Here is an 18,953-nt window from a genome sequence, read left to right as displayed (position 1 = left end):
TCCCCTTGCTGTTTCTGTCAGCCTCTTAGCACACCGCCCGTTCCCTTGGCGACGGAAGCAACAATCCGCTCCATGACCTGCTGGATCTGCTCGTCCTTGAGCGCTTCCTTCGGCTGAAGGGTAACCTCGATGGCCACCGATTTCTTGCCCTCGGCAACGCCCTGCCCCTGATAGACGTCAAACACATCTACGGAGGTGATCAGCTGCTTCTCGGCAGACTGGGCATGACGCACGATTTCGCCGGCTGCCACGCCCGCATCGACCATGAAAGCCAGGTCGCGTCGGATCGGCGTCAGCTCGGCGCGTTGCAGCACGGGCTTGGTCTTGGTCGCCTTCACCTTCATCACCGGCAGGGCGTTGAGGTTCAGCTCGAATGCATAGACCGGGCCTTCCACATCCAGCGCTTTCAGCACGCCGGGATGCAGCGCGCCGAAATTGGCGACCGTCATCTTCGGGCCGAGCTTCAGGCTGGCAGCCTGGCCGGGATGCCAGTGCGGCTGGGTCGGCGCCGACACCTGGAACCGGTCGCCCGGCTGGCCAAGCGCAGCGAGGAGCGCGAAAAGATCAGCCTTGGCCGCATACGCATCATAAGGCGCGGCCTTGCCCTGCCAGTGGCGCTCGGCCGCCGGCAGCACCAGCCCGGCAACCACCGTACGCTGATCTTTGGGGCCATCGCCGAGATAGACCGGGCCAGCTTCGAACAGGCGCACCGTACGCTCGCCGCGATTGCGGGCGCGCTGGGCTGCCTGGGCAAGGTTACCCAGCGCAGAGGGGCGCATATAGTTCAGTTCGCTCGCCACGGGATTGGCCACGCTCAGCGCGTCTTCGGTCATGCCGAACAGCTCGGCATGTTCGCGCGCCATGAAGCTCCAGGTGACCGCTTCGAGGAAGCCGCGCGCCGCCATGACGCGGCGCGAGATCGCCACCCGCGCCTGGCGCGGCGTGGTGATGACGCGGCGCCCCCCTTCGGGCAGCGGCAGCGAAGTGGTCGGCAGCTGATCAAAGCCGATCAGGCGCGCAATTTCCTCAACGATATCGGCCGATTGCTCCATATCGAACCGGTGGGATGGCGGCATCAGATACCAGGCGTCGCCCGCGTCCTCGATGTCGAACTCCAGATCCTTGAGAATACGCTTCATTTCCGCCGGCTTGACGACAAGTCCCGTCAGGCGCTCGACATCCACGGGGTAGAAGGTAACCTTCTGCGTACGGATCGGGACCGAACCGGCAATCTTTGCCTTCGACACCTGACCGCCGCCATATTCCAGGATCAGCGCAATCGCGAGATTGAGCCCGTCCAGGCAGCTTTGCGGATCAACGCCGCGCTCGAACCGGTAGCGGGCGTCCGAATGGATGCCCGTGGCGCGGCCGGTGCGCGCGGTGCGCAGCGGATCGAACCAGGCCGCTTCGATGAACACGTCCACCGTCTCTGCCGATACCGCCGTGGAGACGCCGCCCATCACGCCGCCAAGGCCGATGGCGCCGGAATTGTCAGCGATAACGCACATGTCTTCGGTGACGGTATAAGTTTTCCCGTCCAGCGCTTCCAGCGTCTCACCGGCTTTGCCGAGGCGCGCCACGACAGCGCCGGAAAGCCGGGCCGCGTCATAAACGTGCAGCGGCCGGGCCCGATCGAGCGAGATATAGTTGGTCACATCGACCAGCAGCGATTTCGGCTGAAGGCCGGCCGCCTTGAGGCGTGCCTGCATCCAGTCCGGAGACGGACCATTGGTGACGCCCCGGATCAGCGCGCCGGCAAACATCGGGCAGGCTTCGGGGGCCTCCAGCTTGATGTCGATGGGGCAGTCATAGCTGCCATTGATCTTCTTGGGATCATTGCGCAGGAAGCGCCCTGCCCCGGCCGCGGCCAGATCTCGCGCAATGCCCTGCACACCCAGCCAATCGGGCCGGTTGGGCGTCACTTCAAAGTCGATCACCGGGTCGGTCTGACCGAGCGCTTCAGCCGCCGGCGTGCCGACCTTGAAGTCTCCCTGCAGATCAATGATCCCGTCATGATCATCGCCGGTTTCCAGCTCCCGCGAGGAGCACATCATGCCATGGCTCTCGATGCCGCGAATGGCGCGCGGCTTCTTGTCGAGCGCGAAATCCAGCCCCGGAATGAAGGTGCCGAGCGGCGCATAGATGGCCGTCATGCCCGCACGCGCATTCGGCGCGCCGCAGACGATCTGCTTGATCCCGTCGATGGTCTCCACCGTGCAAACGCGCAGCTTGTCCGCATCGGGATGTGGCGCGGCCTCGATCACCTTGCAGACCGTGAACGGGGCGAGCTTCTCGCGCGGATCAATAACCTCTTCGACCTCAAGGCCGGCCTTGAGCATCAGATCGAGAATGTCCTGAAGCGACGCCTTGGTGACAAGGTGATCGTTCAGCCAAGAAAGCGAGAAACGCATCAGCTGAGCCCTCCGCTGACGGATGGTGTAAGCCAGGGTGAGAAGCCGTAATGGCGGGTCCATTGCGGGTCGGCTTCGAAATAGGGGCGCAGGTCCGGCATGCCGTATTTCAGCATGGCGAGACGGTCCACGCCCATGCCGAAGGCAAAGCCCTGATGCACGGCCGGGTCAATGCCGCAATTGCGCAGCACATTGGGATGCACCATGCCGCAGCCAAGGATTTCCATCCAGCGGTCACCGGCGCCAATCTCGATGGCGTCGCCCTTGCGGGAATATTTCACGTCCATTTCGGCCGAAGGCTCCGTGAACGGAAAGAAGTGGGGCCGGAAACGCGACTCCACATTGTCCACCTCGAAGAAGGCCTTCACGAAATCGATAAGGCAGCCTTTGAGGTGCCCCATATGGATATCCTTCTCGATCACCAGGCCTTCGACCTGGTGGAACATCGGCGTATGGGTCGCGTCCCAGTCATTCCGGTAAACGCGGCCGGGCACCAGAATGCGGATCGGCGGCTTCTCTTCCATCATCGTGCGCACCTGCACGGGGCTCGTATGCGTACGGAGCACTTTGGGCGTGTCGCCTTCCAGCGCCTTCATGAAGAAGGTGTCGTGCGTCTCCCGCGCCGGATGGCCCAGCGGGAAGTTCAGCGCGGTGAAATTGTGCCAGTCGTCTTCGATGTCGGGCCCTTCGGCCACGGTGAACCCCATATCGCCGAAGATCGCGGCGATTTCCTCGAACACCTGCATCACCGGGTGCAGCGCGCCCTCGCCGGGGCCGGGCGCGGGGGGAAGCGTCAGGTCCACCCGTTCGGTCACCAGGCGCGCTTCAAGCGCGGCATTCTCCAGCACATCCTTGCGCAGGCGGATGGCCTCATCCACGCGGGTCTTGAGGGTGTTGAGCAGAGGCCCCTGCGCCTTGCGTTCTTCCGGGCTCATCTTGCCCAGGGCGCCCATCAGAGCGGAGACCCGCCCCTTCTTGCCAAGCTCGGCCACGCGCACGGCGTCCAGAGCGGCAAGGTCGCCCGCCGCTGCTATGGCAGCGAGGGCTTCTTGTTCGATCGCGGTTATGTCGGACACTTGGAATTTCCCTTTCAGGTCAGACCGTCGCGGCTTTCTAGTCGCTAGGATAAGGGCGAGGCAATCAGCAAAACGCCCGCAGGCCGGAACCCGCGGGCGTCTCAGAAAACGAGGCGAGGCCGGGGGCGCCGATCAGGCGCGCGCAGCCTTCTTGCGAGCAAGGCGTGCGCGCTTGGTGTTACCAAACACGCGGATCTTTGCCCGCTTTCCAAGGTTGGCGGTCCATTTGGCGTTGCGGCGCTTGACGCGCGGCTTCTTGCCGGCGGTGAGAACGCTGTTCGGGGATTTCGACATCTTGTTTCTCTCCGGGCTGGATTAGGCGAGGGCAGCTTTGGCTTGGGCGACGAGCGCACCAAAAGCCTCAGGCTCGCGCACGGCGAGGTCAGCCATCACTTTACGGTCGACTTCAATACCGGCCTTGGTCAGGCCGTTGATGAAGGTCGAATAGTTGAGGTTCTCGTCATGGATGCGGACGGCAGCGTTGATACGCTGGATCCAGAGCGAGCGGAACTGGCGCTTCTTAACCTTGCGGCCAACGTAAGCATACTCGCCGGCTTTCCAGACGGCGGCGTGGGCGTTGGTGAAGGTATTCTTGCGGCGGTTGCGGAAACCCTTGGCCTGCTTCAGGATTTTCTTGTGGCGGGCGTGGGCGGGAACTTTGGCGCGTGAACGGGGCATCGTGGCCTCCTGTCAGAAAGTGTTCAAAATCAACGGGGTTAAAGGGGTCTGCCCAGCCTTAGAGGCCGTAAGGCAGGTACTTTTTCACGCGGGCTTCATCCGCCTTGGCGCCGACGGACGTGCCGCGGTTCTGGCGGATATATTTCGCGTTATGGCTCATCAGGCGGTGACGCTTGCCAGCGACGCCGTGCTTCAGCTTGCCCGTTGCGGTGATTTTGAAGCGCTTTGCAGCGGCCTTCTTGGTCTTCATCTTCGGCATCTTTGTCTCCTTAAACTGTAGAGCTCACACCAGATCTGGCGGCCCAGGACACACGGGTCAGGGGGCAATGCCGTCGCCCCAAAACCCGGAAGTGGCGGCTTATGGCGGAACATACGCCATGAATCAAGAGGGCGGCCTGCGCCGCCCTGCCGATTAATCCAGAATGAGCCCAGAGCCCGGGACACCCCTCAGCGCGGGGCGAGCACCATGGTCATCTGCTTGCCCTCGAGCTTGGGTTCGAGTTCGACCTTCGCGGTCTCCTCGAAATCCTTCTTCATCTTCTCGAGAAGCTCCATGCCGAGATGCTGGTGGGCCATCTCGCGGCCCCGGAAGCGCAGGGTCACCTTCACCTTGTCGCCTTCTTCGAAGAAGCGGGCGATGGCGCGCGCTTTGACTTCGTAATCGTGCTTGTCGATGTTCGGGCGAATCTTGATCTCTTTCAGCTCGGAAGATTTCTGCTTCTTCTTGGCTGCGGCCTTTTTCTTGCGCTCTTCAAAGCGCAGCTTACCATAGTCGAGGATCTTGACGACCGGGATTTCCTGCCCGGCCGACACTTCGACCAGGTCCATCGATGCTTCTCGAGCCGCGTCAAGCGCGGCGGCCAGGGGCATCACACCCTGCTTCTCGCCATTCTCGTCAATCAGCAGCACTTTTGCGGCGCGGATTTCTTCGTTGATGCGGGGGCCAGCCTGTTTCTTGGGCGGCGCATCGGCTTCAGGTCTGCGAGCTATGGGAGATCTCCTTTGGTTGCTCAGAAAGTCGCGGGAATATGCCTGTGTTCGGGGCATTCTTCAAGGCGCGAGGCTTTGGCAGCCGCTGAAGCGCAATGCAACTGCCAAAGTTAGCTGCCTGAATTGCTCTCCGGGCGAAGATGTCCTTAATCGCAGGCCTAGAGAAACAAAGCCTTGGGGGCGCCATCATGAAACTTGCCGCTATCCTTGCCGCTGGCTGTCTGCTGCTGGCCGGCCCCGCCTTCGCGCAGTCAAAACCCGAAGCGCCAGCGAGCCTCGCCAGCAAGATCGAGGGCCTTGAGGCAAAGCCCGGCTTTCTGGACCTCTATGTCGACAAGGCCGCCGGCAAGGTGTTTGCCGCCCTGCCCGCCCCGGATGAGGATGGCCTCTCTGTCCGCTTCATCTATTCCACCGGCCTCACCGCCGGGCTCGGCTCCAACCCCATAGGCCTAGACCGGGGCAACGCCACCTCCGGCGATATTGTCCGCTTCCGCCGCATCGGCGAGAAGGTGGTGGCCGAGGCCGAGAACTGGAGATACCGCGCCACCTCCGGCCGCAGCGATGAGGAACGCTCCGTTCAGCAGAGCTTTGCCAATTCCTTCCTATGGTCCACGGGCATCGAGGCCACCGGCGCGGATGGCCGTCTGCTGATCGACCTTTCCGGCTTTCTGACGCGCGACGCCAGCGACATCGCCAGCGCCCTGAAGCACGGCAAGGATGCGGGCGACTATCGCCTGGCGGCAGACCGCTCGATGCCTGATCCGGGCGCTGTTCTCTCCTTCCCGGACAATGCCGAGATCGATGCCTTCCTGACCTTCGAGACCTCCAGGCCAAACGCGCAGACCTATGCTACCGCCGCCGATGCGCGCGCGGTAACGCTGGTGCTCCACCATTCCTTCGTGCGCCTTCCCGATGAGGGCTATACCCCGCGCCTGTTTGACCAGCGCACGGCCAGCATCGGCATGGGCTTTCATGATTTCTCCGCCCCGCTGGGCGCGCCGCTCGTCTCCCGCTTTTCCCCGCGCATGCGGCTGGAACGGGTAGACCCGGCCGCCGCCTCTGGCCCGGTGAAGGATCCAATCGTCTTCTATGTCGACAATGGCGCGCCTGAAGAGATCCGCGACGCCCTGATTGAAGGCGCCAGCTGGTGGGCGCAGGGCTTTGAGGCGGCGGGCTTCGAGAATGCCTACCGCGTAGAGGTCCTGCCCGAAGGCGCCCATCCGCTGGATGTACGCTACAATGTCATCAACTGGGTGCACCGCCAGACGCGCGGCTGGTCCTATGGCGGCAGCGTGATGGACCCGCGCACCGGCGAGATCCTCAAAGCCAACGTCATTCTCGGCTCCCAGCGTGTCCGGCAGGACCGGATGATCTTCGAAGGCCTGGCGGGCGCAGCAAAGACCGGCACCGGCGCGGCCGATGATCCGGTGGAGGTCTCCCTCGCCCGGATCCGCCAGCTCTCCGCCCATGAGGTGGGCCATACCCTTGGCTTTGCGCACAACTTTGCCGCCAGCACGAATGACCGAGCCTCGGTGATGGACTATCCGGCGCCCTGGGTGCGCCCGGCGGCCGGTGGCGGGCTGGACTTCAGCAACGCCTATGCAACGGGCCTTGGCGCCTGGGACATTTTCACGGTGAAATGGCTCTACGCCCAGTTCCCGGAGGGCGGGGACAACCTGCCGGCGCTGAACCAGATGGTCGATCAAGCCTATGGTAGCGGCCTGCGCTTCGTGTCGGACAATCATGCCCGCAGCAAGGACACAGGCCACCCTTTCGGCGCCGTCTGGGACAATGGCGCAGACCCCATCGGGATGCTCGACGAGGTGATGGCTGTCCGCCAGATTGCTCTGGCGAGTTTCGGCCCCGAAGCCCTCTCTGACGGGCGGCCGCTGTCTGAGCTGAACGCCGTGATCGTGCCGGTCTATCTTTACCACCGTTATCAGGTGGAGGCCGCCGCCAAGAGCATTGGGGGCCTCGACTTCCGGTATCATGTGAAAGGCGAAGGCGAGACCCCCGCCCGGCCGGTAGCGGCCGCCGAGCAGCGCCGGGCGCTGGAAGTCCTTGTAAACACACTGAAACCTTCCGCGCTGGACCTGCCCGACAGCGTGCTGAACTACCTGACGCCGGGCGATGTCGGCTATGCGGGCGGCGGCACCATCGAGGAGCTGTTCCCGAACCGCACGGGGCCGGCGTTCGATCTGGCCGCGTCTGCAGAGATTGCAGCAAGAGTGACGCTATCTGCGGTGCTGGATCCGGCCCGCGCCAACCGGCTGATGGCGTATGAGGCACGTGATCCGGGCGCGCTGACCCTGAGGCAGGTGATCGAACGGCTGGAAACATCTGTTTTCACTGAAGAAAAAAGCCCACGGCTCGCCGCGCTCAGCGGCATTGTGCAGACCCGCTTTGTCGCCGAGCTGATTGGCCTCTCACGCAGCGAAACGGCCTCGCCGGGCGTCAAGGCTGTGACAGACAGCTACCTGGCCGGGCTGCAGACGCGGCTTTCCGCGCCCAAAAGAGGACAAATCCGGACAAATCCGGACACCTCACGGGCACTGGTGGACATGATCGGCAAGCATCTGGCCGGGGATGATCTGCCCGCCGCTATCCTGCGCCCGGCGCCCCCTGCCCCCGCCGGCGCGCCCATCGGATCGATGACCGGCGCCATGGGCCAGATCGAAGAATGCTGGTTCTGCGGAGCTCAATAGCTGCGCCCCTAGACCGGCGCGATCCCCAGCGCGCGGACGGACTGCCAGACATCATCCACCGACAGCTCTTTCAGCGTCGGGGCGGAGTTGACGATGACGGTCCTAGGGCCGCGCGGGGCCGAATGGTCCGGGTTGCTTTCGGTCAGCGCGAAGAGGGCGATGCCGGGGGCGCCGGCCAGGGTCGCCATATGCATCGGCCCGGTATCATTGCCGACGACGAAGACCGCCGTTTCCGCCAGCGCGACGATCTGGAAGAGGTCTGTGCGCGTCACGAGGTTTTTGACGCGCGGTTCGCGCTTCACCAGTTCCTGGGCGATTGCGCTTTCGGCCTTGCCGCCGATGACGACCGGCGTGATGCCGAGATCGGCGATGCGGCGGGCGAGTTCGGCATAGTTCTCGATTGGCCAGCGCTTGGCTTCCCGGTGTTCCGACGCGCCGGGAATCAGCAGCATGTAGGGCTTCTGGATGCCGAAATAGGCCGGACTCAGCCGGGGCGTGTCACCCAGCTTGGGGCGCACCCAGCCGAGATCCGGAAACGGCGCGCTCTTGCCCAGCCAGCGGCCCTGAGGCGCCACCCCGGCGACCTCAAGCTGCTCGGCCAGCCGGTCAATCGAGTGCATCCCCGCGCGGGCCGGATTATCGTGGAAGAAGGCAGCCTTCTCATGATGGCCTGACCAGAGCGGCGCCTTCCCGGCGCGGGACAGCACCGAATAATAGTTCCGGGTGCGCCCGCTGGTCTGGAAATCATAGATGATGTCGTATTTCGCCTTGCGCAGGCGGCTGAGCAGCGCGTTGGTGGCTTTCAGCCCCTCGGGCCGGCCATCGGTCTCCACCACGTCGAAATACGGGCAGGTCTTGGCGAATTCCTCGTAAGGCGGGGTGGTCAGCAGCGTGATGCGGGCAGACGGGTGGAACTCGCGTACAGCGCGCATGGCGCCCAGCGCGAGGACAAAGTCTCCCAGCGCGCTGAGCTTGATGACCAGCACTTCCTTCGCCTTCGCGCCGGGATTTACCGGGCTGGCGCCGCTTCCGCGCGCACTCGACAAGTGTTCAATTCCCCTTCTCCAACAGGCGCTTATAGACGTTGAGTGTCGCCGTCTGAAGCCCCCTCTTGGAGAAATGGCGCAGGACATGCGCCCGGCCCGCCGCGCCCATGGAGGCGCGCACCGTGGGGCCAAGCCCGATCATGGCCCGCAGCGCGCCTGAAAGGGCCCGGGCATCCCCCGGCTGGACGCGCGCGCCGGTCTCGTATTCGATGACGGTTTCCCGCCCGCCGCCATGATCGGAAACGATCACCGGACGCTCCATCGCAGCGGCCTCTGCCGCCACCCGGCCGAAGGCCTCCGGGCGGGTCGATGGGGCAAGCACGATGTCAGACGCCAGGTAAGCGGCCGCCATGTCGCCGATATGCGGAACAATGATCACCGAGCGTTCAAGGTCGAGCCCCGCAATCTTGTTCTGCAGCGCATCGACATAGTGATCGCGCCCCTGCGGGTCTCCGGCGAGGACCAGCACCATCCCCGCGCGTTCGTCCGGGGCCAGAGCGGCGAAAGCGTCAATGGCGAGGCCCTGCCCCTTCCATTCGGTGAGGCGGCCGGGGAGGAACAGCGTCAGGCGCTTGTCTCCGAGCAGGCCCCAGCTCTGGCGGATCGCATCCACGCGGGCAGGCGCTACGGCCTTGGGATCGAACTCGGCCAGGTCCACCCCGCGCGGGATGGTGACGATCCTGTCTGCCGGCGTTTGGTGAACCTGGCAGATGTGATCGGCAATCCAGTTGGAATTGGCGATGACGATGTCGCCCTTGGCCATCACGGAATTATAGGCGCGCTTCAGACCCGAGGTTCCCGAATAGGCGCCGTGATAGGTGGTGACAAAGGGGACACTTTCGGCCTTTGCCGCGGCATAGGCGCTCCAGGCCGGAGCACGCGAGCGGGCGTGGACAAGGTCCACCTTCTCTTCACGGATGATCTGGCGCAGCTTGCCTTCATTGATCCGGATGGTCAGTGGGTTGCGGCTTTTTACATCCATACGGAAGAGTTCGCCGCCCAGGCGCTCGAATTCGGCTTCCAGCCTTCCACCTCGGCTCGCAAGCAGAGCGCGCCCGCCTGCCTCGACGATGGCCTCGGTCACCTCCAGCACGGTACGCTCCACACCGCCGGCCGAAAGCTCCGGCGCAACCTGGAGGATCACCCTGTTCTTCAAATCCGGAAGTTCGCCCAAAACGCGGCCCTGACTACTCGCTTGACAGGCGTGAGAGATGACGGAAGGCAGCAGCCATGACAACGGAATATTTCACCTCACCCGAGGGCCGCCGGCTGGCTTTCAACAAAATCCCGCCTGTAAACGGGCGGCCAACCTTCATCTGGCTGTCAGGCTACAGATCGGACATGGCGGGCAGCAAGGCGCAGGCGGTCAGCAGCTGGGCTTGGCAGACCGGAAATGGCGCTGTTTTGTTTGACTATTCCGGCCATGGCGAATCAGAGGGCCGTTTCGAGGACGGAACAATTTCCAGCTGGCGCGAAGATACGCTGGCCGCTATCGACACCCTGTCGGAAGGCCCGCTTGTCCTGGCTGGCTCCAGCATGGGCGGGTGGATGGCGCTGCTGGCGGCGCTTGCCCGGCCCGAGCGCGTAAAGGGCCTGGTGCTGATTGCGCCGGCGCCGGATTTCACCGAAAAGTTGATGTGGGCGGGCCTCAGCCAGGCCCAGCAGGAAGAGATCATGACGCGGGGCGTCACCCTTCGCCCGTCAGACTATGGCACGCCCGACCCGATCACCAAGGCGCTGATCGAGGATGGCCGCCAGTGGCAGATTCTGGACGCGCCGATTGCGTTTGATGGCCCGGTGCGCATCCTTCAGGGGATGGAAGATCCGGACGTGCCCTGGCCACACGCCTTGGAGATCAATGAGCGGCTGACCTCTTCCGATGTCATCCTTACCCTGATCAAGGACGGCGACCATCGCCTCTCCCGCGATCAGGATGTGGCAAGACTGATTGCCGCTTGCGCGGACATGGCAAATCTGACCGGCGCCTGAAGCGGCGCGCGTCAGGCTGACGGGCTTTCCGGGTTCAGCATTTCGGCGGGCATGATGATCCGCACAAGGGCGCCTTCGGGAGGATAGTCGATATCGGTGTGCCCGCCGACATTGGCGATAACGCGGCTCATCAGCGTTGAGCCAAAGCCCCCTGCCCCGCGCTTTTCGGGATCAAGGCGCGGCCCGCCGGTCTCGCGCCACTCAAACAGCAGGTTTTCCGCGCCGGTGGCGGTGTCCTTTTCCATCTGCCAGGAGAGGAGAACCCTGCCCTCGGGCACGCTGAGCGCCCCGTATTTGGCGGCGTTGGTACCCAGCTCATGCAATGTCAGCCCCATCACCACCAGGGTCTGTCCGCCGATCGGGATGTGGGCGCCCGCCGTGCTGAGCTTTGGTGTGCCGACGATCGAGAAAGGCTCAAGCGCCTGCTCGATCACCGAGCGCAGACCCACCTCTTCCCCGGCCCGGAAACCGCGCAGGAGCAGATTTGACCGGCCCAGAGCGCTGACACGTTCGCGCAGGCGGGCAGCCAGTTCCTGGGCGCTGGTGACGCCCCGCAGCGACAGCGAGATGATCGCGTTCATCGTGGCGAAGATGTTCTTCAGCCGGTGGTCCAGCTCCTGCGCCATGGTTTCCTGCTGGTCGGCCAGGCGGCGCGTTTCCTCCAGCGCGCGGGCTTCGGCGCGGAAGGCGTGCATCATCAGGGCAATCAGCGCCAGCTCGGTGGACACCACGAACATGTAGAGGCCCATGGCCAGCAATGTGCCGGCCGAGAAATCTGCCCCCACCGGCGGAATGAAAAAGTACCAGGACGCAAATGCCGAGAGCAGCGCCACCAGAATGCCCTGGCGCACCCCGAAGACGAAGCCGCTGACAATCACCGCCGGGAAGAAGGTCAGGAAGGGAAATCCTTGCGGCAGATAAGGGTCAAACCAGCTGCGCAGGCCGAAGGCGAGGGCAAAGATGGCGACGCTGGCCACATAGGTCGCCAGCGCAGCCGGAAGGGACAATCGCCTCTCGGCCGCGGCGAAAGCTGGAAGAGACTGTAATTTCGAGCGCACCGGAACCGAATGACCTAGCCTGAGGAAAAGTCACGGTAATACAAGCACAACCATTGCGCAACCAGCCGCCTGCGCAACACGCGTTATGCGCGTGTTGCGGGGTTCTTCACACAGCCTCAGTCGCGCAGCAGTTCATTTACGCCGGTTTTCGAGCGGGTCTGCGCGTCAACGGTCTTCACAATCACGGCGCAGGCGAGCGAGGGGCCGCCCTTGGGATCGGGCAGCGTGCCGGGCACGACCACGGAGTAAGGCGGCACCTTGCCATAGATGATCTCGCCGGTGCTGCGGTAAACGATCTTGGTGGACTGGGTGATGAACACACCCATGGCGAGTACGGAACCCTCGCCCACAACCACGCCTTCGACGACTTCCGAACGCGCACCGATGAAGCAGTTGTCTTCGATGATGGTGGGATTGGCCTGCAGCGGCTCAAGCACGCCGCCGATGCCGGTGCCTGCGGAGATGTGGCAGTTGGCGCCAACCTGCGCGCAGGAGCCGACCGAGGCCCAGGTGTCAATCATCGTGCCTTCGCCGACATAGGCGCCGATGTTGACGTAAGACGGCATCAGAACGGCATTCTTCGCCACATAGGCGCCGCGGCGCACGGCCGAGGGCGGCACGGCGCGGAAGCCGGCGTCCTGGAATTCCTTGGCGCCCCAGCCCTCAAACTTCGAGGGCACCTTGTCCCACCAGCTCCCGCCGCCGGGCACGCCATTGATCACGCCATTGGCGTTGAGACGGAAGGAGAGCAGCACGGCCTTCTTCAGCCATTGATGCACGGTCCAGCTGCCATCAGCTTCCCTGGTAGCAACGCGCGCCTCCCCGGAATCCAGCAGGCTGATGGCGGCGTCCACCGCATCGCGCACTTCGCCGGTCGTGGACGTGGAGAGGCTGTCGCGCCCTTCCCAGGCAGCATCGATTACACGGGCAAGGGCGTCGGTCATGGCATCTCTCTTCAGCTTATTTTTTGGCAGTCAGGCTCGACACCGCCGTATCGAGGAAACCGGCGAGGTCGCCGGTGACATAATCGATGTGTCCGGGGCCGTCATCCCCGAAAGCGTCCCCTGCCCCGGCGGGACGTGCCTCGATCGGCTCATGGCTCCAGTCCTTTTCCGAATGGACGAGCACGGTGGTGAAGCCGAGAGACTTGGCAGGCTTCAGATTGCGCGCGAGATCCTCGAAGAAGATCGCGCCTTCGGGGCGGACCTGATGCGTCTGGCAAAAGGTCTGATAGGCATCCAGGTGAGGCTTGGGCCGGTAGGCAGCTTCCTCGATGCCGAAGCTGTCATGGAAGAGATGGGCGATCCCCATCTTCTCGGTCACACGCTCTGCATGGCGGCGCGAGCCATTGGTGTAGACGAACTTGCGGCCCGGCAGCGAGGCGAGCGCCGTGCGCAGGTTGGGCAGGTCCGGCAGCGGCGAGAGGTCGATCTCGTGGACATAGTGCAGGAACTCTGCCGGATCGAGCTTGTGCACCTGCATCAGCCCCGACAGCGTGGTGCCATACTGGGCGTAATAGGATTTCTGCAGCTTGCGGGCATCGATGCGCTCAAGCTGAAGGTAGCGGGAGACGAAATCGGTCATCCGCGTGTCAATCTCGGCGAAGAGGTCGCACTCGGCCGGGTAGAGGGTGTTGTCGAGATCGAACACCCAGTCCTGCACATGGCCGAAGCCGGTATCGCCTTCCCCGTCCCTGCCGCTCATTTTCTGGCAACCTCGGTAAAGTCGCGGGCGAAGAATTCATAGACGAGCTTGCGTTCGACCGGCGCGGGCGTGCGCGTGAACAGGGCGGTGCGGTAGGCGGCGTCCTCGCAATCCTCGCGGCCGGAGATGGCGAACTTCGCCCGGCCGACGCAGAAGGCTTCATTGGCATTGGCCAGCGTGCGCAGCTGGGCGCCGTCTTCCATCTCGGCATAGACGAAATGTTCCGAGCCCCTCAGCGGACGGTCGATCACGCGGGCGCAGCCGCCCGCCTCGATCCGCCACCAGCCGCGGCTTTCCCAGCCTTCCGGGCTGCGCCGGGCAATGGCGCTCCAGATGCGGTTCTTGGTGCGGTTACAGAGGGTGAAGCCGACATTGCGGCCCCGCTCCTCGGCGGCCTGTTCAAGATAGTCGATCAGATCGGCATCCGAGAGGTTGGCCGGCAGGCCGCGCAGCTTCAGGAAGTCGGCAATTGCCGCGCGCGTGCGCTGGCCGATGAAACCATCAACATTGCCGGAAATGACACCCGCCTCATCCAGCAGGCGCTGCAGCCCGGCATTGCGGGCGGTGTCCTCGGAATAATTCTCGATCTCGGTGAAGAGGTTGGTCCAGCTTCCGTCCCGGGTGATATCGACCGGGCGGAACCCCTGAGTCTCAAGCCCCATCGCGGCGCAGTCCGGCGGGCTCTCCAGCGAGAAGGTGCCGGTCGGGTCCACGCAGAGATCCTTGCGCCCGCCCCATTCCCGCCCGCCGCCAAGGTGGGCAGAGGACGTGCGGCCGTAAAGATAGTGCATACCGGCTTTCAGCGGGCCGGGCAGCGCAATGCGGCAGGCGCCCGGATGCAGCTTCGTCCAGCCTTCAACCGTGATGCCGCTGGCTTCCTCATGGCCGACAGCGGCCTCGATGACATAGCTGGTGCGATTGCACAGCTTCCAGCCCTCGCCTTCCTGCGCATCGGCAGGCAGCAGCAGGACGGCCAGCGAAGCAATCGCCAGAACTACAATTCTAAGAAACCAGCGTTCCAGCGCCATGTTCGGTGAACAGCTCCATGAGCAGGGCATGCGGCGCACGCCCATCCAGAATAACCGCCGCCCCGACACCATGATTTACGGATTGCGCCGCTGTTTCAAGCTTCGGAATCATACCGCCTACAGCTGTGCCGTCCTTGATCAGCCCGGCGACCTCTGCCGCAGGGATTTCGCGGATCAGCTGCTTCTGCTTGTCGAGCACGCCGGCAACGTCCGTCATCAGAATGAGGCGGCTGGCTTTCAGGGCCGAGGCAAGCGCGCCGGCGGCTGTATCGGCGTTGACATTATAGCGCGCACCATCCGCGCCCACACCGACCGGAGCCACCACGGGGATCAGCGCCGCATCCGCCTGCAGCAGTGCATTGAGCACGCTGGTATCAACTTCGCTCGGCTCACCGACAAAGCCGAGGTCGACGATCTGTTCGATATGGCTGTCGGGATCGCGTGTGGTGCGCGTGGCTTTTTCCGCCCGCAGAAGATTGCCATCCGCGCCCGAAAGGCCGACCGCCTTGCCGCCTGCCTGGTTGATGGCCCGCACGATGGATTTGTTGATCGGGCCGGAAAGCACCATCTCGACGACTTCCATCGTCGCTTCATCGGTGACGCGCAGGCCGTCCTTGAATTCCGAAACGATGCCGAGCTTGTCCAGCAGCTTGCCGATCTGGGGGCCGCCGCCATGCACGATCACCGGGTTAAGCCCCAGGGCCTTCAGCAGCACCACATCGCGCGCGAAGGACAAGGCAAGGCTGGCATCGCCCATGGCATGGCCACCGTATTTCACCACGATGGTCTGGCCGGCATAGCGCTGGATATAGGGCAGAGCCTCGGAGAGGGTGCGGGCGGTGAACTGGGCGTCGGATTGGGTCGTCATGGGCGGGGCTAATAGCCCGGTTTTTCGCGAGACGAAACGAATATTCTGTGCCTGAAGCAAAGGCCGCAGGCCCGGCCTGCCTTAGCGCCCGGCCGCCCGGCGGCGCGCCTCCACGGGGATGGGCACAAGCTCGCCGCCTTCATTATGCTGCCGCACCCGCGCCAGCGCCGCCAGCTCGCTCTGGATGCGGCGCAGCTCGAGCTCGCGCCCGGCCTTCTGAGTGCGGCGATAGAACAGAACGCCGACAAAAATGGCGATCAGAACGAGCGGAACGGCCAGCATGCAAACTCCCCTTTGCGCGTGGAAGCCCCTTAAGAACGATCCTGAATCCGGCGTCAAGTGTGGTTGAATGTTACGGTCCGGAAAGGTGAAAAATGCCTGTTACATTTGCAAACACATGAAGACACTGTTCGGGTCTTCCGCATAATCGCCGAAGGGCCCGCAATAAGAGAAGCCATAGCTTTCATACAGGCGCCGGGCTGGGATAAAGGCGTCCATCGAGCCGGTTTCCAGCCAGAGCCCGGTATAGCCCCGAGCCCTGGCAACACCGAGGATATGTTCCAGCATCAGCCGGCCAATCCCCCTGCCCCGCAGATGCGCCCGCGTGTGCATCGACTTAATCTCGCCCTCCCCATTGCCGAGATCCTTGAGGGCGCCGCAGCCGATCAGCGCGCCGTCTTCCCACATCGACCAGACACTGACGGAAGGCTGGCGCAGGCTGTCAATCGGCAGGAAGTGACAGCTTTCGGGCGGTGAGGAAGCCAGCATCGTCTGGGCATGGATGGCGATCAGGTCGGCCATCTCGGCGCTGGTGAGATCGTCCGGGCGGATGTCGATGGTCATGGGTGAGAGCCTTGCCTATATATGTCCGGCAAAACCGCTAGCCGAGCGCGGCGAGGCCTGCAATCTCTGCCCGGAGCTCGGGAATGCCAAAGCCCTTCTCTGCCGAAGTCATGCGCACGACCGGGTGGGCCGCGCCGCGTTTCTTCAGCTTGTCGGTGATCTTTGCGACGGTCTTCTCGACCTCCGCCTTCGGCACCTTGTCGACCTTGGTGAGCACGACCTGATACGTGACCGCGGCCCCGTCCATCAGGTTCATCACCTCTTCGTCCGTATCCATCAGGCCGCCGCGCCGGGCATCGACCAGCAGGAACACCCGCCGCAGGCTGGGCCGGCCGCGCAGATAGGATTTGATCAGCCTGGTCCAGGCGGCCGTCTGCGTCTTGGAGACCTTGGCATAGCCAAAGCCCGGAAGGTCGACGAGGAAGAGCTTTCCTTCATCCCCGATGGCGAAATAGTTGAGCTCGCGTGTGCGGCCCGGTTCCGCCGAGGAGCGGGCAAGCTTGGCCCGGCCGGTGAGAGCGTTGATCAGGCTGGACTTGCCGACATTCGAGCGCCCGGCAAAGCACACTTCGGCCCGGTCAGAGGGCGGCAGGCCCGACAGGCTGGCCACGCCCAGGACGAACTCCGCCTTGCCTGCAAACAGCAGACGGCCAGCCTCCAGGGCTTCCTCTGAGAATTCCGGGGCTGCGTCCAAGATCTATTCCGCCTGCGCCTTTTTGAGGCCAAGCCGCGTGGCAACAAACTTGCCGAGCTCGGTCTCCACCCCATTCATCCGCATAATGATGTATTGCTGGATGAAGGTCAGCACGTTCGACCACACCCAGTACATCACGAGGCCCGCCGCGAAGCCGCCGAAAACGAACATGAACACGATCGGCATGGCCATGATGATGCGCGCCTGCATCTTGTCCGGCGGCGGCGGGGACAGCGACTGCAGCGCCGCCATGGTCGCGCCATAGAGGATCGGCAGGATGCCGATGCCGATGATGATGCCGATGACCGGGATGCTCTTGACGTCAGCGCCGGACCAGAACGGGATCAGGCCGAACAGGTTGCCGATGGCTGTCGGATCGGGCGCGGAGAGATCCTTCAGGAACCAGAAGGGCGCATGACGCATTTCCAGCGAGACATACAGCGTCTTGTAGAGCGCGTAGAAGATCGGGATAGTGAAGAGGATGGGCAGGCAGCCGCCGATGGGGTTGGCCCCCTCTTCCTTGTAGAGCTTCATCAGCTCCTGCTGCTTGCGCTGCGGATCGGCGGCAAAACGCTCATTCAGCTGCTTCATCGGCTCCTGCAGCTTCTTCAGCTTCGCCATCGATTTGAAGCTGGCATTGTAGAGCGGCACCAGCGGCAGCTTCACAAGCACGGTAAAGGCCAGGATCGACCAGCCGAACGAGCCGAGATGACCGTTCAGCCAGTGCAGCACATAGAAGAACGGCTTGGTCAGGAAGTAGGCCCAGCCCCAGTCGATGGCATCGACAAAGCGCGGCAGGCCGGATTTCTCATAGCCTTCAAGCACTTCGAACTGCTTGGCGCCGGCAAAGAGGCGGTTCTCAACCGTGACACTGGCGCCCGGCGCAATCTGCACCGGTTCTGCCTCCGTGCGCACTTCCAGCGGGCCACCGCGCGACAGGCTCGTGCGGTTGACGCTGGCCGTGAACGGACGAACTTGTTCGGGCACCAGCGCGCCCATCCAGTACATGTCGGTCAGGCCCCACCAGCCGCCTTCGTCGGAGAAGAAGGTGCCGTCTCTCGATTCGCCGCTGATTTTCTTGGATTCAAAAAGCGGTTTGTATTTCTGCAGGCGCAGATCGCCCTCCACCACGCCCATCAGGCCAAGATGCGCCGGGCCGCCACTGGTGGCCGAGGCCGGGTCTGTGATCTCGAGGAAGCGTTTCCAGTCGCCATGGCGCTCCAGCGAGCCGATGGCGCGGACATTGCGCGCCGCGCCGGACGTATTGGTCAGCGTGTCGCGGAAGGTGAACATGTAATTGGCGTCGATCGAAATTTCCCGGTCGATGGTCATGCCGTCGGCTTCAAGGCGCAGGGTGATCGGCGAAGCGGTGGTCAGCGTATCGCCGCCCACCTGCGTCCAGGCAGAGTTGCGCCCGGCCAACAGCGTATTGCCGTCCGCCCAGTAATAAGTGGCGAAATAGCCTCCTTCGGAGGCTTCCGGGCGCAGGAGGCGGATTTCCTCCACACGGTCGACCGTGGTGTAGAACTGTTTCAGGCTGAGATCGTCGATGCGCGCGCCGGCCAGACGGATCGAGCCGTCCACGGCGTCGGCATTGAACGCCACCCGCTCCCCTTCGGAAAGGGCAGCTTCCAGCGGCCTGGGCCCCAGAACCTCGGCTACCCCGGTATCAGCGCCGGGCGCCTGCGTGGCGGCGGCGAGCGCTGCCTGCTCGGCCTCATACCGCTTCTGGGCCGGCTCCATGACAAAATACTGGTACAGGAAAACGAACGCGATCATCGCCGCCATGGCGATCAGGAAGTTGCGTTGTTCTTGAGGTTCCATATCGGGTGTCCGCGGGGGCTGAGAGCGTGCCGGTCCGGC

19 protein-coding genes are annotated in these 18,953 nt (G+C 63.7%); 2 read left to right on the top strand and 17 right to left on the bottom strand.

Going from position 1 to position 18,953, the window contains the following annotated elements:
- Nucleotides 1-17: 17 nt before the first annotated feature.
- The 6 genes from pheT to infC form a co-directional block, all read right to left on the bottom strand.
- Nucleotides 18-2,411, bottom strand: a complete 2,394-nt coding sequence (gene pheT, locus HPO_RS01765; RefSeq protein WP_035593806.1) for a phenylalanine--tRNA ligase subunit beta — start codon at nt 2,409-2,411, stop codon at nt 18-20.
- Nucleotides 2,411-3,487, bottom strand: coding sequence for a phenylalanine--tRNA ligase subunit alpha (gene pheS / locus HPO_RS01760; RefSeq protein ID WP_035593804.1), 1,077 nt, complete (start codon nt 3,485-3,487; stop codon nt 2,411-2,413). The genes pheT and pheS overlap by 1 nt, the downstream gene beginning before the upstream one ends.
- Before the next feature lie 132 nt (nt 3,488-3,619).
- Nucleotides 3,620-3,781 (bottom strand): hypothetical protein, encoded by a 162-nt coding sequence (locus HPO_RS20450; RefSeq protein ID WP_157532615.1) that lies wholly within the window; start codon nt 3,779-3,781, stop codon nt 3,620-3,622.
- Nucleotides 3,782-3,802: 21 nt separating this feature from the next.
- Complete coding sequence (gene rplT, locus HPO_RS01755; RefSeq protein WP_035593801.1) at nt 3,803-4,165, bottom strand: 50S ribosomal protein L20; 363 nt, start codon at nt 4,163-4,165, stop codon at nt 3,803-3,805.
- 58 nt (nt 4,166-4,223) lie between these two features.
- Complete coding sequence (gene rpmI / locus HPO_RS01750) at nt 4,224-4,424, bottom strand: 50S ribosomal protein L35 (RefSeq protein ID WP_011645460.1); 201 nt, start codon at nt 4,422-4,424, stop codon at nt 4,224-4,226.
- A gap of 188 nt (nt 4,425-4,612) precedes the next feature.
- Entirely contained in the window at nt 4,613-5,212 is a 600-nt protein-coding gene (gene infC / locus HPO_RS01745; protein WP_233349230.1) for a translation initiation factor IF-3, read from the bottom strand.
- Between the two features lie 131 nt (nt 5,213-5,343).
- On the opposite strand from infC, the gene HPO_RS01740 reads away from it, so the two are divergent.
- Nucleotides 5,344-7,860 (top strand): zinc-dependent metalloprotease, encoded by a 2,517-nt coding sequence (locus HPO_RS01740; protein ID WP_051612169.1) that lies wholly within the window; start codon nt 5,344-5,346, stop codon nt 7,858-7,860.
- Nucleotides 7,861-7,868: 8 nt separating this feature from the next.
- On the opposite strand, the gene HPO_RS01735 is transcribed toward HPO_RS01740, so the two are convergent.
- Nucleotides 7,869-8,906, bottom strand: coding sequence for a glycosyltransferase family 9 protein (locus tag HPO_RS01735; RefSeq protein ID WP_051612168.1), 1,038 nt, complete (start codon nt 8,904-8,906; stop codon nt 7,869-7,871).
- Between the two features lie 4 nt (nt 8,907-8,910).
- Nucleotides 8,911-10,050, bottom strand: a complete 1,140-nt coding sequence (locus HPO_RS01730; RefSeq protein WP_241767849.1) for a glycosyltransferase family 4 protein — start codon at nt 10,048-10,050, stop codon at nt 8,911-8,913.
- A gap of 86 nt (nt 10,051-10,136) precedes the next feature.
- Between HPO_RS01730 and HPO_RS01725 the strand changes: the two genes are divergently transcribed.
- Nucleotides 10,137-10,895 (top strand): alpha/beta hydrolase, encoded by a 759-nt coding sequence (locus HPO_RS01725; RefSeq protein WP_035593798.1) that lies wholly within the window; start codon nt 10,137-10,139, stop codon nt 10,893-10,895.
- An 11-nt stretch (nt 10,896-10,906) separates the two neighbouring features.
- Here the strand turns inward: HPO_RS01725 and HPO_RS01720 are convergent, their stop codons facing one another.
- From HPO_RS01720 to yidC, 9 genes are all read right to left on the bottom strand, one after another.
- Nucleotides 10,907-11,902: an HWE histidine kinase domain-containing protein gene (locus HPO_RS01720; protein ID WP_233349228.1), complete on the bottom strand. Its 996-nt coding sequence runs from the start codon at nt 11,900-11,902 to the stop codon at nt 10,907-10,909.
- Nucleotides 11,903-12,069: 167 nt separating this feature from the next.
- Complete coding sequence (gene dapD, locus HPO_RS01715; RefSeq protein WP_035593794.1) at nt 12,070-12,897, bottom strand: 2,3,4,5-tetrahydropyridine-2,6-dicarboxylate N-succinyltransferase; 828 nt, start codon at nt 12,895-12,897, stop codon at nt 12,070-12,072.
- A gap of 16 nt (nt 12,898-12,913) precedes the next feature.
- A complete protein-coding gene (locus tag HPO_RS01710; RefSeq protein ID WP_035593792.1) occupies nt 12,914-13,657 on the bottom strand; it encodes a pyrimidine 5'-nucleotidase in 744 nt (247 codons plus the stop codon).
- Nucleotides 13,654-14,685 (bottom strand): DUF1036 domain-containing protein, encoded by a 1,032-nt coding sequence (locus HPO_RS01705; protein WP_035593790.1) that lies wholly within the window; start codon nt 14,683-14,685, stop codon nt 13,654-13,656. The genes HPO_RS01710 and HPO_RS01705 overlap by 4 nt, the downstream gene beginning before the upstream one ends.
- On the bottom strand, nt 14,660-15,553 hold the full coding sequence (gene argB / locus HPO_RS01700; protein WP_035593788.1) for an acetylglutamate kinase: 894 nt from the start codon (nt 15,551-15,553) through the stop codon (nt 14,660-14,662). Before argB ends, HPO_RS01705 begins: the two co-directional genes overlap by 26 nt.
- Before the next feature lie 81 nt (nt 15,554-15,634).
- Nucleotides 15,635-15,835 (bottom strand): hypothetical protein, encoded by a 201-nt coding sequence (locus HPO_RS01695; RefSeq protein WP_035593786.1) that lies wholly within the window; start codon nt 15,833-15,835, stop codon nt 15,635-15,637.
- A 99-nt stretch (nt 15,836-15,934) separates the two neighbouring features.
- Nucleotides 15,935-16,396 (bottom strand): GNAT family N-acetyltransferase, encoded by a 462-nt coding sequence (locus HPO_RS01690; RefSeq protein ID WP_035593784.1) that lies wholly within the window; start codon nt 16,394-16,396, stop codon nt 15,935-15,937.
- A gap of 37 nt (nt 16,397-16,433) precedes the next feature.
- On the bottom strand, nt 16,434-17,093 hold the full coding sequence (gene yihA, locus HPO_RS01685; protein WP_370454420.1) for a ribosome biogenesis GTP-binding protein YihA/YsxC: 660 nt from the start codon (nt 17,091-17,093) through the stop codon (nt 16,434-16,436).
- Nucleotides 17,094-18,914, bottom strand: coding sequence for a membrane protein insertase YidC (gene yidC, locus HPO_RS01680; RefSeq protein ID WP_035593780.1), 1,821 nt, complete (start codon nt 18,912-18,914; stop codon nt 17,094-17,096).
- Nucleotides 18,915-18,953: the final 39 nt, after the last annotated feature.

It is taken from the genome of Hyphomonas polymorpha PS728 (assembly GCF_000685315.1).
GTDB classification, from domain to species: Bacteria; Pseudomonadota; Alphaproteobacteria; order Caulobacterales; family Hyphomonadaceae; genus Hyphomonas; species Hyphomonas polymorpha.
Note: the sequence above shows the minus strand (reverse complement) of the source record. Positions and strands in the feature narration are given on the sequence as shown.